A 15,432-nucleotide genomic window follows, 5' to 3' on the forward strand; every position below is an offset into this window, starting at 1 on the left:
GAAGTCGGGGCATCCAAGGCCGTGGGATAGCGCGACTTCCGTGAAGCCGAGTGGATCATGGCGCACGCCGGGCACGCCGGGCACGGGGGCGACAGGGCCGGGCAGTGTTGCCGAGGCGGTGGCCGTACAGGAGGAGTTGCGGCCGCTGGTGGACCTGGTCGGGCCGGGGCCGAGCGCGCCCGCGACGGTGGCCGGGCTGGACGTCGCGTACGCCGAGGGTGGTGACCTGCTGGCGGCGGCTGTGACGGTCCTGGACGCCCGGACCCTGGCGGTGGTGGATTCCGCTGTCGGTGTGGGGCGACCCGCGTTCGGCTATGTGCCGGGGTTGTTCGCCTTCCGTGAGTTGCCCGCGTTGCTCGCTGCGCTCGACCGGCTGACCACCGTCCCGGACCTGTTGGTCTGCGACGGGCACGGGCTGGCCCATCCGCGCCGGTTCGGGCTCGCGTGCCATCTGGGGGTGGTCACGGGGTTGCCCGCGATCGGGGTGGCGAAGACGCCACTGGTCGGGGTGTGGGATCCGCCGGCCGCCGGGCGGGGTTCCTGGTCGTCGTTGCGCGACGGTGGTGAGGTCGTCGGTCGGGTGCTGCGGACCCGCGACGGGGTGAAGCCGGTCTTCGTCAGCGTCGGCCATCGGATGAGCCTGGAGAACGCGACAGCGCAGGTGCTCGCGTTGACTCCGCGCTACCGGCTGCCGGAGACCACCCGCACCGCCGACCGGCTGTGCCGTGACGCCCTCGCCGAGGCGGAGCCGGCCCGCTGATTGGCTGGTCAGTCCGGTTGCCAGGAGGTCGGCGAAAGGTGCCGTAAACCGTAACGCCGCACACATGCGGGGCGCTCTATGACCGGTGGGACAGGGGGGCCGGTAGTAGCCTGACCCGCGGACCCCTCTCGGGGAGAACGGCGAGGTGATCATGACAGTGCGTCGACGCGTGGCACGGCTCGCGGCGGTCTGCGGTCTTGCGGGCGGCCTGGTGATGCTCGGCGCGTCACCGGCGCTGGCCGATCAGGACTCGGTCCGGGTGGGCGCGGCCAGTAGCTTCGCCGCCGGTGGTTCCGCGCAGGGGGTGAACGTCGCGGTGCGCAAGCGCACCGACGGGTGCGTCCTGCTGCGTACCGCGCTGGGCTTCAGCCTGCAGGGTCTCCAACCGAACCAGGTGACGGTCGAGGTCAACGCGGGTGGGCGTTGGTTCCCGGTGGCCGTCACCGGCGGCGCCGGCACCGTGTCGACCGCGCAGACGTCACCCTCGAAGCCGACGCTGTGCAAGGGCAAGGGCATCACGGTCCGCTACCGGGTGGCGTTCGCGGCGGGTTCGCCGGGCGGCCGTCTCGTGGTCAGGGGCGCGGGCATCAGCGCCGCCGGCCAGACGCTGGGTCATGCCACCGACGCGGCGCGGCTGACCGGAGGGCGGGTCACTCCGTCGCCGACTCCGTCGCGGTCGAAGACGCCGACGCCGACTCCGACGCCGACCGAGGTCGCGACCGTCGACGAGGCGGTGAACCCGGCGGCACAGGGTGGCGTCTCCTCGGCGCCGAACACCACGGCGACCGCCGCCGAATCGTCCGGAGGAGGTTCACCGGTGATGTACTTCGGCATCGTGTTGGTGGCGGTCGGACTGCTGCTCATCGTGCTGCTGTTCCGTCGTTCGCGGCAGGACCGCAAGCCGTCCGACGACGCGCCCGGCACCCTGCCGGGCAACCCCGGTGGCACCACCTACCGCGCCGGGGGTGGGTTGCCGGCCGCGCCCGGTCGCCCCGGTCAGGTGTACGGCCAACAGCCGCCGGCCGCCGCCTGGGGTGGTGCGGTGCCGTCACCGCGTCCGGCCACCGGGGGGGTTTACGGTGCCCGGCCGGACACCCCCGCCCCGGAGGCCACCCAGCCGATGCCGGGTCGGCCCGACGGTCGCCCGAAGCCCGGTGACCCGCCCACCGACGGTGACGGCCACACCGCGTTCATTCCCCGCCTCCCCGGCTGAGCGGAGTACGGCCCGGCCCTCCGTTAGGCTCAGGATCGGTGTCTAACCTGCGGCCAAGGAGTGGAACACGTGTCTGATCTGTCCCAGATTGTGAAGGCGTACGACGTCCGCGGGACGGTGCCGGACCAGTGGGACGAACGGGCCGCCGAGGCACTGGGCGCTGCCTTCACCCAACTGCTCAACTCCACCGACGAGCCGGGCGACGCCGTCGTCGTCGGGTACGACATGCGGGCCACCTCGCCCGGCCTGGCCGCCGCGTTCGCCGCCGGCGTACGCGCCGAGGGCCGGTCGGTGATCGAGATCGGTCTCGCCTCCACTGACCTGCTCTACTACGCGTCCGGCTCGCTCGACCTGCCCGGCGCGATGTTCACCGCCAGCCACAACCCCGCGCAGTACAACGGCATCAAGATGTGCCGCTCCGGCGCGCGCCCGATCGGCCAGGAGAGCGGCTTGGCCGAGATCCGGGAGCGGGCCCAGGCCCTGCTGGACTCGGGCGATGCTCGTCCCGCCGGTGCGCCGACCCGGCCCGCCGAGCGGCGCGACCTGCTTCCCGACTACGCCGGCTACCTGCGCAAGCTGGTCGACCTCTCGGGCATCCGGCCGTTGAAGGTGGTCGTCGACGCCGGCAACGGCATGGGTGGCTTCACCGTTCCGACAGTGCTGGGCGACGCAGCCCTGTCGCCGCTGCCGCTGGAGATCGTGCCGCTCTACTTCGAGTTGGACGGCAACTTCCCCAACCACGAGGCCAACCCACTCGACCCGGCGAACCTGGTCGACCTCCAGCGCGCTGTGGTCGAGCACGGGGCCGACATCGGGTTGGCCTTCGACGGAGACGCCGACCGGTGCTTCGTGGTGGACGAGCGCGGCGAGCCGGTCTCACCGTCGGCGATCACCGCACTCGTGGCCGCCCGTGAGTTGGCCAAGCACCCGGGTTCCACGGTGATCCACGGCCTGATCACCTCCAGCGCGGTCGCGGAGATCATCCGGGAGCACGGTGGGCAGCCGGTCGTCGCCCGGGTCGGGCACTCCTTCATCAAGGCGGAGATGGCCCGCACCAACGCCGTCTTCGGCGGCGAGCACTCCGCGCACTACTACTTCCGGGACTTCTGGTTCGCCGACACCGGGATGCTCGCGGCGATGCACACCTTGGCCGCGCTGGGCGAGCAGTCGCTGCCGCTGTCCGTGTTGGCAGGTGAGTACGAGCGCTACATCGCCTCCGGCGAGATCAACTCGACGGTGGCCGACCAGGCGGCGGCGGTGGCCGAGGTGCGCGCCGCGTACCCCGACGCGGTGGCCGACGAGATGGACGGGCTCACCCTGCGTTTCCCCGACGGCGCCTGGTTCAACCTGCGCGCCTCAAACACCGAGCCGCTGTTGCGACTCAACGTCGAGGCGCCCACCCGGGATCGGATGGTCTCGCTCCGGGACGACGTGCTCGACCGCGTTCGCCGATAAGATCGCCTGCGCCGGTCGGCACCGCCGTCGGTCAAGCCGTACACGTGGAAGGAGCCGCGCCATGGCCCTGGATCCGCAGTTGCTCGAGATCCTTGCCTGTCCGGACACGCACCACGCCCCGCTCACCTATGACGCCGAGGCGCAGACGTTGACCTGTACGGAGTGCGGCCGGATCTTCGAGGTCCGCGACGACGTGCCGGTGCTGCTGCTCGACGAGGCGCGCGGCGGCCCCGGGCAGACCTCATGATCGACGGTACGGCCGGGGTCAGCGGGCGCCGTGACGCCGACGAGGCCCTGCTCGACAACCCGCAGGCGTTGGCCGAGGCCGACCCGGGCGGCATGCTCCGGCACACGGCGTCGGCCGGTGCGCAGGTCCGCGAGAGCGCCGCGCTGGCAGCCGAGGCGAACCTCGCGGTGCTCGCCGATGACGGGCGGCCCCGAGCCGTCGTCATCGCCGGCATCGGCACCGCCGGGCGTACCGGGGACGTGCTGGCCACCGTCGCCGGACCACGCTGCCCGGTCCCGATCATCGGGCACCGCTCCGCCGGCGTACCCGGTTGGGTGGGCGCGGCCGACGTGGTGATCGCGGTGAGCGCGTCCGGACGTAGCCCGGAGGCGCTCGGCGCCGCCGAGGCGGCCCACCGCCGTGGGGCCCGACTCGTCGCCGTGGGTGCCCCGGACTCGCAGCTGCAGTCGATCGCCGAGCAGGCCCGGGCGCCGTTCATCCCGGTGCCCCGGCGTGCCCCGGCTCGGGCCAGCCTCTGGGCGCTCACCGTGCCGGTCCTGCTCGCCGCCCGTTCCCTCGGGCTCGTGAAGGTCAACGAGGCGGACCTGGCCGAGACCGCGGCCCGGCTCGACGCGGACGCCGACCGCTGCCGGTCGGCCGCCGAGTCCTTCGTCAACCCGGCGAAGTCACTGGCGCTGGGCCTGGCCGGCTCGATCCCGATCGTCTGGGGTTCGTCCCCGCTGGCCACTGTGGCGGCCCGCCGGTTCGGCGACACCCTGTCGGCGAACGCCCGCTACCCGGTGGTCACCGGAGCGCTGGGTGAGGCCGGGCGGGGTCGGGTCGGGCTGCTCGACGGCGTCTTCGGCGGCCTGGCCGAGGGGGAGCGGGACATCTTCGCCGACCCGGCCGACGACGACGACGGCGAGGGCACCCGGCTGCGGCTGGTGCTGCTGCGCGACGGCGGGCTCAACGCCGAGGACGACACCGACGAGCCGCTCGCCGTCGAGGAGCGCCGTGCGGACGCGGTGCAGACCCTCGCGGAGCGCCGTGGCGTGCGGTGCGACGTGGTGACCGCCGAGGGCGGCTCCGCCCTGGAGCGGCTGGCGTCGCTGATCGCCGTTCCGGATTTCGCCTCGATCTACCTTGCTCTGGCGCACGGGCTGGACCCGATGGCCGTACCGGCCATCACCGAGATGAAGGAGCTGTCGAACCAGTGAACGAACGTAGGGGGCGGCGCGTCATGCGCGGACCGGGCGGCTTCGTGCGGCGAAGCGGAGCGGTGGCATGAGCGCCAACGGTGGGACGAAGGCGATTGTCGCCGCCCTGCTGGCCAACATTGGCATCGCCGTCACCAAGTTCATCGCGTTCCTGCTCTCCGGGTCGTCGTCGATGCTGGCCGAGGCGGTCCACTCGGTCGCCGACTCCGGCAACCAGGGCCTCCTGCTGCTCGGTGGCAAGCGGGCGAAGCGCGCGGCCACCCCGGAACACCCGTTCGGGTACGGCCGGGAGCGCTACATCTACGCGTTCATCGTGTCCATCGTGCTGTTCAGCATCGGTGGCCTGTTCGCGCTCTACGAGGCGTACCACAAGTGGCATCACAAGGGTGGCATCGAGTCCTGGCACTGGCTGCCGGTGGTCGTGCTGGTGTCGGCGATCATCATGGAGTCGTTCTCCTTCCGGACCGCCATCAAGGAGTCCAACCACGTCCGGGGCAACCAGTCCTGGGTGCATTTCATCCGGCGGGCCAAGGCACCGGAGCTGCCGGTGGTGCTCCTGGAGGACCTCGGCGCGCTGGTCGGTCTGGTGTTCGCGCTGTTCGGTGTCACCATGACGCTGATCACCGGCAACGGCGAGTGGGACGCCGCCGGCACCGCGATGATCGGCATCCTGCTGGTCGTCATCGCCGTGGTGCTGGCCATCGAGACGAAGAGCCTGCTGCTCGGTGAGGGCGCCGAGGCGTCCGACGTGGCCGCCATCGAGCGTGCCGTCACCGATGGCCCCGAGGTGGAGCGGATCATCCACATGAAGACGCTCTACCTGGGCCCGGAAGAGCTGATGGTGGCCGCGAAGATCGCCGTTCCGGAGTGGGAGAGCGCCCGCGACCTGGCGCGCGGCATCAACGCCGTCGAGGCGCGGATCCGCGCCGCGGTACCGATCGCCCGGGTGATCTATCTGGAGCCGGACGTGTACAGCGCGGCTGCCGCCGAGGCCGGCACCGGTGCCGCGGCCGACACCGCAGTGCCGCAGCCGCAGGACACGTCGGGCGAGGCGGCCGGGCGGCCCGGGGGCTGACGCGTGGAGCCACTGTACGGGCCGATCCGGGACTACGCCTGGGGCTCGCGCTCGGCAATCGCCCTCCTTCAGGGGCGATCGGTGCCGAGCGCGGGTCCGGAGGCGGAGCTGTGGTTGGGGGCCCACCCGGGCGCTCCGGCCCACGTGGATCGCGCCGGCCTGCGGGTGAGCCTTTGTGACCTGGTGCGGGACGAACCAGGGCAGTGGCTCGGCCAGCGGGTGTCCGAACGGTTCGGCAGCCGGCTGCCGTTCCTGCTCAAGGTGCTCGCGGCCGACGCTCCGCTGAGCCTGCAGGCCCACCCGGACGCCGAGCAGGCGCAGGCCGGCTACGCGGCGGAGGCGGGGCGCTCCGAGGGGCAGCGCAACTACTCCGACCCGCACCACAAGCCGGAGTTGCTTGTCGCGCTCACCCCGTTCGAGGCGCTGTGCGGTTTCCGGGATCCGGTGGAGTCGGCCGAGGCGCTCGCCGCGTTCGGCGTACCGGCGTTGGCGCCGGTGGTCGCGGCGTTGCGGGCCGGCCCGGCGGGGTTGCGGACGGCGGTGCGGACACTGCTCGCCTGGCCGGTCGCCAGGCGTCACGACCTGCTGGCAGCGGTGGTGGCAGCGCCGACCGACGGCCCGGACGCGGAGCTGACCCGCCGGTTGGCCGAGGCGTACCCGGGGGATCCGGGTGCGCTGGTCGCGCTGCTGTTGCACCACCTGCGGCTGGAGGCGGGGGAGGCGATCTGGATGCCCGCCGGCAACCTGCACGCCTACCTGAGTGGCTGCGGCGTGGAGATCATGGCGGCCAGCGACAACGTGCTACGCGGCGGCCTGACCCCGAAGCGGGTGGACGTCGACGAGTTGTTGCGGGTGCTGCGCTTCGAGGTGCTCGACGATCCGGTGCGGGCCGCGCAGCCGGTCGGCCCGGGCGTGGACTGGTGGCCTGTGCCGGTGGACGATTTCGCGCTGCACCGGGTGCGGGTCGACGCGGCGGTGCCCTCGGTGACGCTGGCGTTGCCCGGCCCCCGGGTGGTGCTCTGCGCCGGCGGTTCGATCACCGTGGACGACGGTGCCGGCGCGTTGACGCTGGTCTCGGGCGAGGCGGCGATCGGTACCGCGTTGGAAGCGCCGCTGCGGATCGACGGCGCCGGTGTGGCGTATGTGGCGACGTCCGGGCTGCGCTGACCTCGGCTCGGGCTAAAGACACAAGTCCGACTTTCCCGGAATAGCTTGACGTTGCCCTGCCTGAGTGTGACTCTATGAGTACGCAGCGTTATCGCGACGACGGTCCGAGAACGTGCGGGGGAACCAAACCGGGGGGATGCACGGGGCGGGCGGGACGTGGGCGGGAAGGTCCGTCCATCACCGACCGCCCCGTGCGCTGTCCGCGGACCGTGCCTGATGCCCGTCGGCGACGCGCGTAAGGTGGAGGGTCGGCGCAGACATCGTTCGACAGGAGCTTTCATGACCAGCACCCTCCCGGCGTCCGCCAGCGGCACGCCGTCCGAGGCCCGGCCGAGCACGCTCGCCGACGGCGACTTCAAGGTGGCGGATCTGTCGCTCGCCGAGTTCGGGCGTAAGGAGATCCAGCTCGCCGAGCACGAGATGCCCGGCCTGATGGCGATCCGTCGCGAGTTCGCCGAGGCGCAGCCGCTCGCCGGCGCGCGGATCACCGGCTCCCTGCACATGACCATCCAGACCGCCGTCCTGATCGAGACGTTGGTCGCGCTCGGCGCGCAGGTGCGCTGGGCGTCCTGCAACATCTTCTCCACCCAGGACCACGCCGCCGCGGCGATCGTCGTCGGCCCGGACGGCACCCCCGAGGCTCCGGCCGGGGTTCCGGTGTACGCCTGGAAGGGCGAGACCCTGCCGGAGTACTGGTGGTGCACCGAGCAGGTGCTCGCCTGGCCGGACGGGCAGGGCCCCAACATGATCCTCGACGACGGCGGCGACGCCACGCTGCTCGTGCACAAGGGCGCCGAGTTCGAGCGGGCCGGGGCGGTCCCGCCGGTCGAGTCCGCCGACTCCGAGGAGTACGCGGTCATCCTCGAGCTGCTGCACCGCTCGCTCGGCGAGGACGGCCAGCGCTGGACCCGGATCTCCGCCGGCATCAAGGGCGTGACCGAGGAGACCACCACCGGCGTGCACCGGCTCTACGAGATGCACCGGGCTGGCACCCTGCTCTTCCCGGCCATCAACGTCAACGACTCGGTGACCAAGAGCAAGTTCGACAACAAGTACGGCTGCCGGCACTCGCTCATCGACGGCATCAACCGCGCCACCGACGTGCTGATCGGCGGCAAGATGGCGGTCGTCATGGGCTACGGCGACGTGGGCAAGGGCTGCGCCGAGTCGCTGCGCGGCCAGGGCGCCCGGGTCGTGGTGACCGAGGTGGACCCGATCTGCGCGTTGCAGGCCGCGATGGACGGCTACCAGGTCGCCACCCTGGACGACGTTGTCGAGCAGGCCGACATCTTCATCACCGCCACCGGCTGCTTCGACGTCATCACCAACGAGCACATGGCCCGGATGAAGCACCAGGCCATCGTCGGCAACATCGGCCACTTCGACAACGAGATCGACATGGCCGGGCTGGCCAAGCGGTCCGACGTCGAGCGGATCAACATCAAGCCGCAGGTCGACCTGTGGCGCTTCGCCGACGGGCACGCCATCATCGTGCTCTCCGAGGGCCGCCTGCTGAACCTGGGCAACGCGACCGGGCACCCGAGCTTCGTCATGTCGAACTCGTTCGCCAACCAGACGATCGCCCAGATCGAGCTCTTCACCAAGACCGAGGAGTACCCGATCGGCGTCTACGTGCTGCCCAAGCACCTGGACGAGAAGGTGGCCCGGCTGCACCTCGGCGCGCTCGGCGCCAAGCTGAGCACGCTGACCAAGGAGCAGGCCGCCTACCTCGGCGTCTCCACGGAGGGTCCGTTCAAGCCGGATCACTACCGCTACTGATCGACATCTCCGGACCGGGTCGGCTGTTCGCAGCCGGCCCGGTTCGTCGTCTGCGCCGCCGGCTCGGCGGGCTCAGCGTCTGTCCGCCGCCGGGTCAGCCCGAACGGGGGCCGCGCCGGGTGGGCCGGAACCACGTCCAGACGCACCAGACCAACCAGCCGACCGACACCACGGTGGCCAGCGCCCGCAGGCGTAGTGCGCTGAGCAGCAGCACCACGGCCAGCACCGTCAGCCACGGCAGGAATCCCCTCACGGCGGGGATCCTGCCACAGCCGGCTGGCTGCCGGGGCGGTCGTCGGTCCTCGGCAGTGGCTCAGGAGGCTTGTCGTGAACCTCCCCGGTGGGGTGTTCGCCTGCCCGCCCGGGGTAGAAGACGGCGGGGCCACTGAGGGCTCGGCTGTTCGGCTGACCGTCGTCCGGATAGCGACAGCCGGATCGGCCCAGCCTGTGGTGGCGCCCGGCGGCGTCGAAGGGGGATCATGGTGGCAGCCTGGCGACGGCCCGTTCGCGCGCCAGGCACCGCAGCCGTGGCGCCGCCGCCGCGGACCGCGATCACCGGTTTGACGGCGGCGCGAAGCGTTACCGGCGGACGCCGGTCCCACCGAACTGAATGAGGATGCAATATTAATCCCATGAGAGCCCGCGTACTGGTGGTCGACGATGACCCCGCGCTCGCCGAGATGCTCGGCATCGTGCTGCGCAGTGAGGGTTTCCTGCCCTCGTTTGTGGCGGACGGCGAGCGGGCGTTGGCCGCCTTTCGCGACAGCCGTCCCGATATCGTGCTGCTTGACCTGATGCTTCCCGGTATGAGTGGTATCGACGTGGCCCGGTCGATCCGGGCGGAGTCCGGCGTGCCCATCGTCATGCTGACCGCGAAGAGCGACACCGTGGACGTCGTGCTCGGCCTGGAGTCCGGCGCCGACGACTACGTGGTCAAGCCGTTCAAGCCCAAGGAACTGGTGGCCCGGATGCGGGCCCGACTGCGCCGAGGCGAGGACGTGGCCCCGGAGATGCTCACCATCGGGCCGCCGGACAACCAGATCACCATCGACGTGCCCGCGCACACGGTGAGCCGCAACGACGAGGAGGTGAAGCTGACGCCGCTGGAGTTCGACCTGCTGGTCGCGCTCGCCCGCAAGCCACGTCAGGTCTTCACCCGCGAGGTGCTGCTCGAACAGGTCTGGGGCTACCGGCACGCGGCCGACACCCGTCTGGTCAACGTGCACGTCCAGCGGTTGCGGGCCAAGATCGAGCCGGACCCGGAGCGACCGGAAATCATCCTCACCGTGCGGGGCGTGGGCTACAAGGCAGGGACCGGATAGCCTGGTCGCACTGTGTCGACCTCGCCGCCCCCACCCTCCCCGAGTACGGCTGCCCGCCGGCCCAGCGCCGGCGGGGAGCTCTGGCGTGCGGTGAGCGGTCGGGTCGCTCGTGCGGTTGGTCGGGCACACCAGACCTGGCGCCGGTCGCTCCAGGTCCGGGTCGTGACCATCACGCTGGTCGCGTCCAGCCTGCTGGTCGGCGGGTTCGCGTTCCTGATCGCTGACAAGATCACCACCATCCTGCTCGACAGCGCTCGCAGCGACGTCCGGCAGCGGGTGACCAGCGGCGCCAGCTACGCGGCCAAGCAGGTCTCCTTCTACGGGCAGCCGCAGGAAGCGCAGCTCCAGGAGACCATCGACGGCACTGTCAACTACCTGGCCGGCGGCGACCCTCAGCAGACCAGCGGGGTGGTGGTGGCGATCACCGCCGACGACTATCCCAACGACATCCAGACGCGCACCTCCCCGTCGGCGAACGTGCAGTCGCTGATCAGCCCCGAGCTGCGGGCCGCGATCGCCGACGGCAAGGTGGCCAGTCAGATCCGCACCGGGCGACTCACCGGCGAGACCACCAAATACCTGGTCTACGGCTCGCCGGTGCCCACCCGCTTCGGCCAGATCGAGCTCTACTATCTGGTCCCGTTGGGCCGGCAGGACGTCACCGCCGCCGACGCCCGCGCGACAGTGGTGGCCACCGGCGTCGCCCTGGTGATCCTGCTCGGGTTGCTCGCGGCGCTGGTCACCCGGCTGGTGGTAAACCCGGTCCGGGTCGCCGCACGAACCGCCCAGCGGCTCTCCGCGGGCCTGCTCGACCAGCGGATGGTGGTCAACGGCGAGGACGACCTGGCCCTGCTCGCCGCGTCGTTCAACCAGATGGCCACCAACCTGCAACGGCAGATCCTGCGCCTGGAGGAGATGTCCCGGTTGCAGCGCCGCTTCACCTCGGACGTCTCCCACGAGCTGCGTACCCCGCTGACCACTGTCCGGATGGCCGCCGACCTGATCTTCGCCGAGCGCGACGAGTTCGACCCGGCGGTCGCCCGCAGCGCCGAGCTGCTCCAGGCCGAGTTGGACCGATTCGAGGAACTGCTCACCGACCTGCTGGAGATCAGTCGGTTCGACGCGGGCTTCGCCATGCTGGATTCCGAGCCGACCGACCTGGTGCCGGTGGTGCACCGGGTGGTCGACCGGCTGGCTGGCCTGGCCGAGCGGGTGGGCGTACCGATCGAACTCGACCTGCCGGGCACGCCGGTCATCGCCGAGGTCGACCCGCGCCGGGTCGAGCGGGTGTTGCGCAACCTGGTCGGCAACGCCGTCGAGCACGGTGAGGCCCGCCCGGTGCTGATCACCCTCGGCATCGACGAGACCGCCGTGGCGATCACCGTCCGCGACCACGGTGTGGGGCTGAAGGTGGGCGAGGAGAAGCTGGTGTTCAACCGGTTCTGGCGGGCGGACCCGTCCCGGGCCCGGCAGACCGGGGGCACCGGGCTGGGCCTGTCGATCAGCCTGGAGGACGCACGGCTGCACGGCGGCTGGCTGGAAGCGTGGGGTGCTCCCGGGCAGGGCGCGCAGTTCCGGCTCACCCTGCCGGCCCGTGCGGGCGATCGGCTGACCACCTCACCGCTGCGGCTGGTGCCGGCCGACGCCGCCCTGCCGTTCGGCGGCCCCCGCGACGGTGGACCACTGGCCATCGGCCCCGGCACCGGCGGGGCACTGGCGATCGGCCCGGCTCCGGCCGGAGACGGGCAGCGGACGGAGGTGCGCTCGTGAGACGGCCGACTCTGCTCGGGACCCTCGGCGTGATGGTGCTGCTGGGCGCCGGCTGTGGCATCCCGGCGGCATCCGACGTGCGGGTGGACGGCAAGGGCGGCGCCGCGACCGAGGCCGGTGTGATCAGTCGGGGCAGCGAGCCACCGACGCGGACGGCCAGCGGCAGCGTCAACGAGACGTTCGTCCGCAACTTCCTGTCCGCCGCCGCCGGCGAGCCGGATCGGGCGTACGAGCGGGTCAAGGCGTTCATCGCCCCGGAGGACAAGACCCGTCTACAGGACAAGAAGGGCAGCGAGGTCGCGCTGAACGTGGTCCGGCTGCGCGAGGCGGTCTACACCCTCAACAGCGACTCGACCACGACCGTGAAGATCGCCGTGCAGCAGATCGGGGTGCTGCGGACCGACGGCACCCTGGCTCCACCCGTGGCGACCGAGACGGAGTACGAGTTCGGCCTGCGTAGCGCGTCCTTCAACGGCGGCGTCAACGATGACCGGGCCGGCCTCTACATCATCAACCCGCCCAACGTGCTGCTGCTCAGCGACACCGCCCTTCGGGAGTTTTACCAGGACGAGACGATCTACTTCTGGAGTTCGGACCGCAGCCGCCTGGTGCCCGACCAGCGCTACCGGCCGCAGGCGGTGCCGGTCGAGCGGCAGGTCAACGAGGTGGTGAAGTGGCTGGTCGGCGGCCCCTCCGACTGGTTGCGGCCGGGAGTCGTCGGGCTGCCGGACCGCACCGAGCTGATCAACAACGCCACCGGCGGCAACGGTCGGTGGGAGGTCAACCTGGACATGTCCGGTGACGACCAGAGCGGGATCGATCAGTTGATCACGCAGATCGCCTGGTCGTTGGGCGACCTCACCGGTCAGCTGGAGCTGAAGATCCGCAACAACGCGCAGCCCGTGGTGGACCTGGGCGAGCGCCGAGACTCCCAGGTGCTGTATCCGTACGCCGCCAGCCCGCAGCGGTTCGGCGTGTACGACGGCGCGATCCACCCACTCGACTTCGAAGGCGAGCCCAGCGGCACGGTGCCGTTGACACCCGAGGCCAACCGTAACGTCGTTTCCGCCAGCCTCGGGCTGGCCAAGGACCGCCGGATCCTCGCCGCCATGATGGTCACCGGCAGCAGCAAGAACCGGTACCGACTCGCCGTGGGCACGGGCGCCGACCCGGTCTCCGTGATCAGCCGCAGCGACACCGAATACTCCTCGATCGGCCGACCGGTCTGGCTGCGTACTGTCGACAACCGCCCCAGCCGCGGCCTGGTGGTGGCCGACGGGCAGCTCTACCGGTTCGACGAGGCGGCCCGGATGTATCCGGTGCCGCTCAACCTGCCCTCCGCCGCGGTCACCGCGGTGGCCGCCGCGCTGGACGGCCAGCGGGTGGCGCTGATCGCCGGCGGCCGTCTCTACGTCGCCGCGGTCAACCTCGACGGCGGTGGGGCCTCCATCGGCCCGCCCCGAGAGCTGGTCACCTCGCTGACCAACCCGACGGCTGTCGACTGGGGCAGGGAGGACCAGCTGGTGGTGGCGGGGTCGGTCGGCCAGCCGGCGATCTACGAGATCAGTGTCGACGGCGCCCTGGAGACGCCGCTGCGGACCGACCTCGGCGCCAAGGTCACCCACCTGACCGCGTACCCGACCAACCGCGGTGTGCGGGCGCCCAGCGGGGCGTACATGTACGAGGCGAACGGGGTGGCCTACCGCAGCAGCCCGTTCGAACGGATCGAGCCCGGCCGGGTACGCGACATCGCCCCGGTGCCGACCGGTGTCCGGCCGAGCAACCCGTCGGCGCCGTTCTTCCTCTACTGACACGGTGAGCGGGCTCTGGGCGGACCTCGCCGACCTGGTGCTGCCCGCCGACTGCGCCGGTTGTCGGGAGCGCCGACCCGGCCTGCGGCACGGGGTCTGCCCCGCCTGCGTCGTGGCGCTGGGTGCACTACGGCCACTGGCGGTCCGCCCCACCCCCGCCCCGCCGGGCCTGCCGTCCTGCGTCGCCCTCGGCCCGTACGCAGGTCCGCTGCGCGAGGCCCTGCTGGCGTACAAGGAACACGGCCGGCACGGGCTTGCTCGCCCGCTCGGCGCGCTGCTCGCCGAGGTCGTCGCGGCGGCCGTCGGTGGGGCCCGTCCGCTGGCGTTGGTTCCGGTCCCGGACACCGCGGCGGCGGCCCGGTCCCGCTACGGCGACCACCTCGACCGGCTGGCCCGGCACTGCGCGGCCCGGCTCAACCGGAGCGGCTGGGTGGTGCGGGTGCACCGTCCGTTGCGGGCGTCGCCCCGGCCCGACTCGGTCACCCTGGACAGCGCCGAGCGTGCGGCGGCGGCCGAGGCGGCATTCCAGCCCCGCTCGACCGGGCCGGTCCGGGGGCGTGCCGGGGGCGCGGCGCCGGTCGTGGTGCTGCTCGACGACATCGTCACCACCGGCGTGACCCTGGCCGCCGCGAGCCGGGTGCTGACCGCGACAGGATGGGCACCGAGTGTCGCGGTGGTGCTCGCGGCGACCGAGAAAAGACACCAGTCGTAACCGACAGTGTTTCCGTTTCACCCGTTGGTGTATGAGCTGCGAAAAATCCTGGGCCGTCTCGGCAACATGGGGTGACTGCCGGGCAAACAGGAGTTAGCGTTTCGCTGTCGGGGGTAGGAGGTCGTTCCCACCACCCTCGGCGGTGAGAGGAGGCGTAGCCGTACCAACCGGTCGACGCCAGCGGGTCTCCCCACGGCGCGCGGCCGGGCAACCGGATCGAAGACCGTCCGAACAAGGGAGGTCACGTGGACATCGTGGTCAAGGGCCGAAACGTCGAAGTGCCGGACCATTACCGGGTACACGTAGCCGAGAAACTCGCGAAGATCGAACGCTACGACCACAAACTCATTCGCGTTGATGTCGAGCTGTTTCACGAGCGCAATCCGCGCCAGGCCGACCACTGCCAGCGGGTGGAGATCACCTGCGTTTCCCGGGGCCCGGTGATTCGGGCCGAAGCCTGCACGAACGACTTCTACAGCGCGCTCGACGCGGCCATCGCGAAGCTCGACACCCGGCTGCGCCGCGCGGCCGACCGCCGCCGCGTACACCGGGGCCGGCACGCGCCGATCTCCGTCGCCGAGGCCACAGCGGGCCTGCCGGTTGCGGACCTGGTGCCCAGCGCGCTGAGCGCGCCGAGCGATGGCGCCCGCGCCGGCACCGCGGTCGCGGAGCGGGTCGAAGAGGAGCAGGACGACCAGCCGTGGCACATCGCCCGGGAGAAGGTGCACCCGGCCGAGCCGATGACCATCGACGACGCGTTGTTCGAGATGGAGCTGGTCGGCCACGACTTCTACCTGTTCCAGGACAAGGAGTCCGGCCGCCCCAGCGTCGTCTACCGGCGCCACGCGTACGACTACGGCATCATTTCCCTCGCCACCTGACCGGTAGCCGATCCGCGTCGACCACGGAGTTGTGGTGGGGAAAC

14 protein-coding genes are annotated in these 15,432 nt (G+C 71.5%); 13 read left to right on the forward strand and 1 reads right to left on the reverse strand.

Annotated features, from left to right (window positions below):
• Positions 1–118: 118 nt before the first annotated feature.
• From nfi to ahcY, 8 genes are all read left to right on the forward strand, one after another.
• Positions 119–760 (forward strand): deoxyribonuclease V, encoded by a 642-nt coding sequence (gene nfi, locus KBX08_RS17175; RefSeq protein WP_238691332.1) that lies wholly within the window; start codon positions 119–121, stop codon positions 758–760.
• 151 nt (positions 761–911) lie between these two features.
• Positions 912–1,973 carry a hypothetical protein gene (locus KBX08_RS17180; protein ID WP_210784499.1) on the forward strand — a complete coding sequence of 354 codons (1,062 nt, stop codon included), beginning with the start codon at positions 912–914 and terminating at the stop codon, positions 1,971–1,973.
• Positions 1,974–2,042: 69 nt separating this feature from the next.
• On the forward strand, positions 2,043–3,428 hold the full coding sequence (locus tag KBX08_RS17185; RefSeq protein WP_210784500.1) for a phosphomannomutase/phosphoglucomutase: 1,386 nt from the start codon (positions 2,043–2,045) through the stop codon (positions 3,426–3,428).
• Between the two features lie 61 nt (positions 3,429–3,489).
• Complete coding sequence (locus KBX08_RS17190; RefSeq protein ID WP_210784501.1) at positions 3,490–3,675, forward strand: Trm112 family protein; 186 nt, start codon at positions 3,490–3,492, stop codon at positions 3,673–3,675.
• On the forward strand, positions 3,672–4,871 hold the full coding sequence (locus KBX08_RS17195) for an SIS domain-containing protein (protein WP_210784502.1): 1,200 nt from the start codon (positions 3,672–3,674) through the stop codon (positions 4,869–4,871). The genes KBX08_RS17190 and KBX08_RS17195 overlap by 4 nt, the downstream gene beginning before the upstream one ends.
• A 67-nt stretch (positions 4,872–4,938) precedes the next feature.
• A complete protein-coding gene (locus tag KBX08_RS17200; protein ID WP_210784503.1) occupies positions 4,939–5,946 on the forward strand; it encodes a cation diffusion facilitator family transporter in 1,008 nt (335 codons plus the stop codon).
• A gap of 3 nt (positions 5,947–5,949) precedes the next feature.
• Positions 5,950–7,113, forward strand: a complete 1,164-nt coding sequence (gene manA / locus KBX08_RS17205; RefSeq protein ID WP_210784504.1) for a mannose-6-phosphate isomerase, class I — start codon at positions 5,950–5,952, stop codon at positions 7,111–7,113.
• 279 nt (positions 7,114–7,392) lie between these two features.
• Entirely contained in the window at positions 7,393–8,892 is a 1,500-nt protein-coding gene (ahcY, locus tag KBX08_RS17210; RefSeq protein ID WP_091394012.1) for an adenosylhomocysteinase, read from the forward strand.
• A gap of 94 nt (positions 8,893–8,986) precedes the next feature.
• Here the strand turns inward: ahcY and KBX08_RS17215 are convergent, their stop codons facing one another.
• Positions 8,987–9,145, reverse strand: a complete 159-nt coding sequence (locus KBX08_RS17215) for a hypothetical protein (RefSeq protein WP_210784505.1) — start codon at positions 9,143–9,145, stop codon at positions 8,987–8,989.
• A gap of 379 nt (positions 9,146–9,524) precedes the next feature.
• On the opposite strand from KBX08_RS17215, the gene mtrA reads away from it, so the two are divergent.
• The 5 genes from mtrA (at position 9,525) to hpf (ending at position 15,388) form a co-directional block, all read left to right on the forward strand.
• Positions 9,525–10,214 carry an MtrAB system response regulator MtrA gene (gene mtrA / locus KBX08_RS17220; protein WP_030331519.1) on the forward strand — a complete coding sequence of 230 codons (690 nt, stop codon included), beginning with the start codon at positions 9,525–9,527 and terminating at the stop codon, positions 10,212–10,214.
• A 12-nt stretch (positions 10,215–10,226) separates the two neighbouring features.
• Positions 10,227–11,984 carry an MtrAB system histidine kinase MtrB gene (gene mtrB, locus KBX08_RS17225; RefSeq protein ID WP_210784506.1) on the forward strand — a complete coding sequence of 586 codons (1,758 nt, stop codon included), beginning with the start codon at positions 10,227–10,229 and terminating at the stop codon, positions 11,982–11,984.
• A gap of 32 nt (positions 11,985–12,016) precedes the next feature.
• Positions 12,017–13,795: an LpqB family beta-propeller domain-containing protein gene (locus KBX08_RS17230; protein WP_210784533.1), complete on the forward strand. Its 1,779-nt coding sequence runs from the start codon at positions 12,017–12,019 to the stop codon at positions 13,793–13,795.
• A gap of 4 nt (positions 13,796–13,799) precedes the next feature.
• Positions 13,800–14,507, forward strand: coding sequence for a ComF family protein (locus tag KBX08_RS17235; protein WP_210784507.1), 708 nt, complete (start codon positions 13,800–13,802; stop codon positions 14,505–14,507).
• Between the two features lie 245 nt (positions 14,508–14,752).
• Entirely contained in the window at positions 14,753–15,388 is a 636-nt protein-coding gene (hpf, locus tag KBX08_RS17240) for a ribosome hibernation-promoting factor, HPF/YfiA family (protein WP_210784508.1), read from the forward strand.
• Positions 15,389–15,432: the final 44 nt, after the last annotated feature.

Origin of the sequence: Micromonospora sp. H61, assembly GCF_018070325.1 — a bacterium.
GTDB classification, from domain to species: Bacteria; Actinomycetota; Actinomycetes; order Mycobacteriales; family Micromonosporaceae; genus Micromonospora; species Micromonospora salmantinae.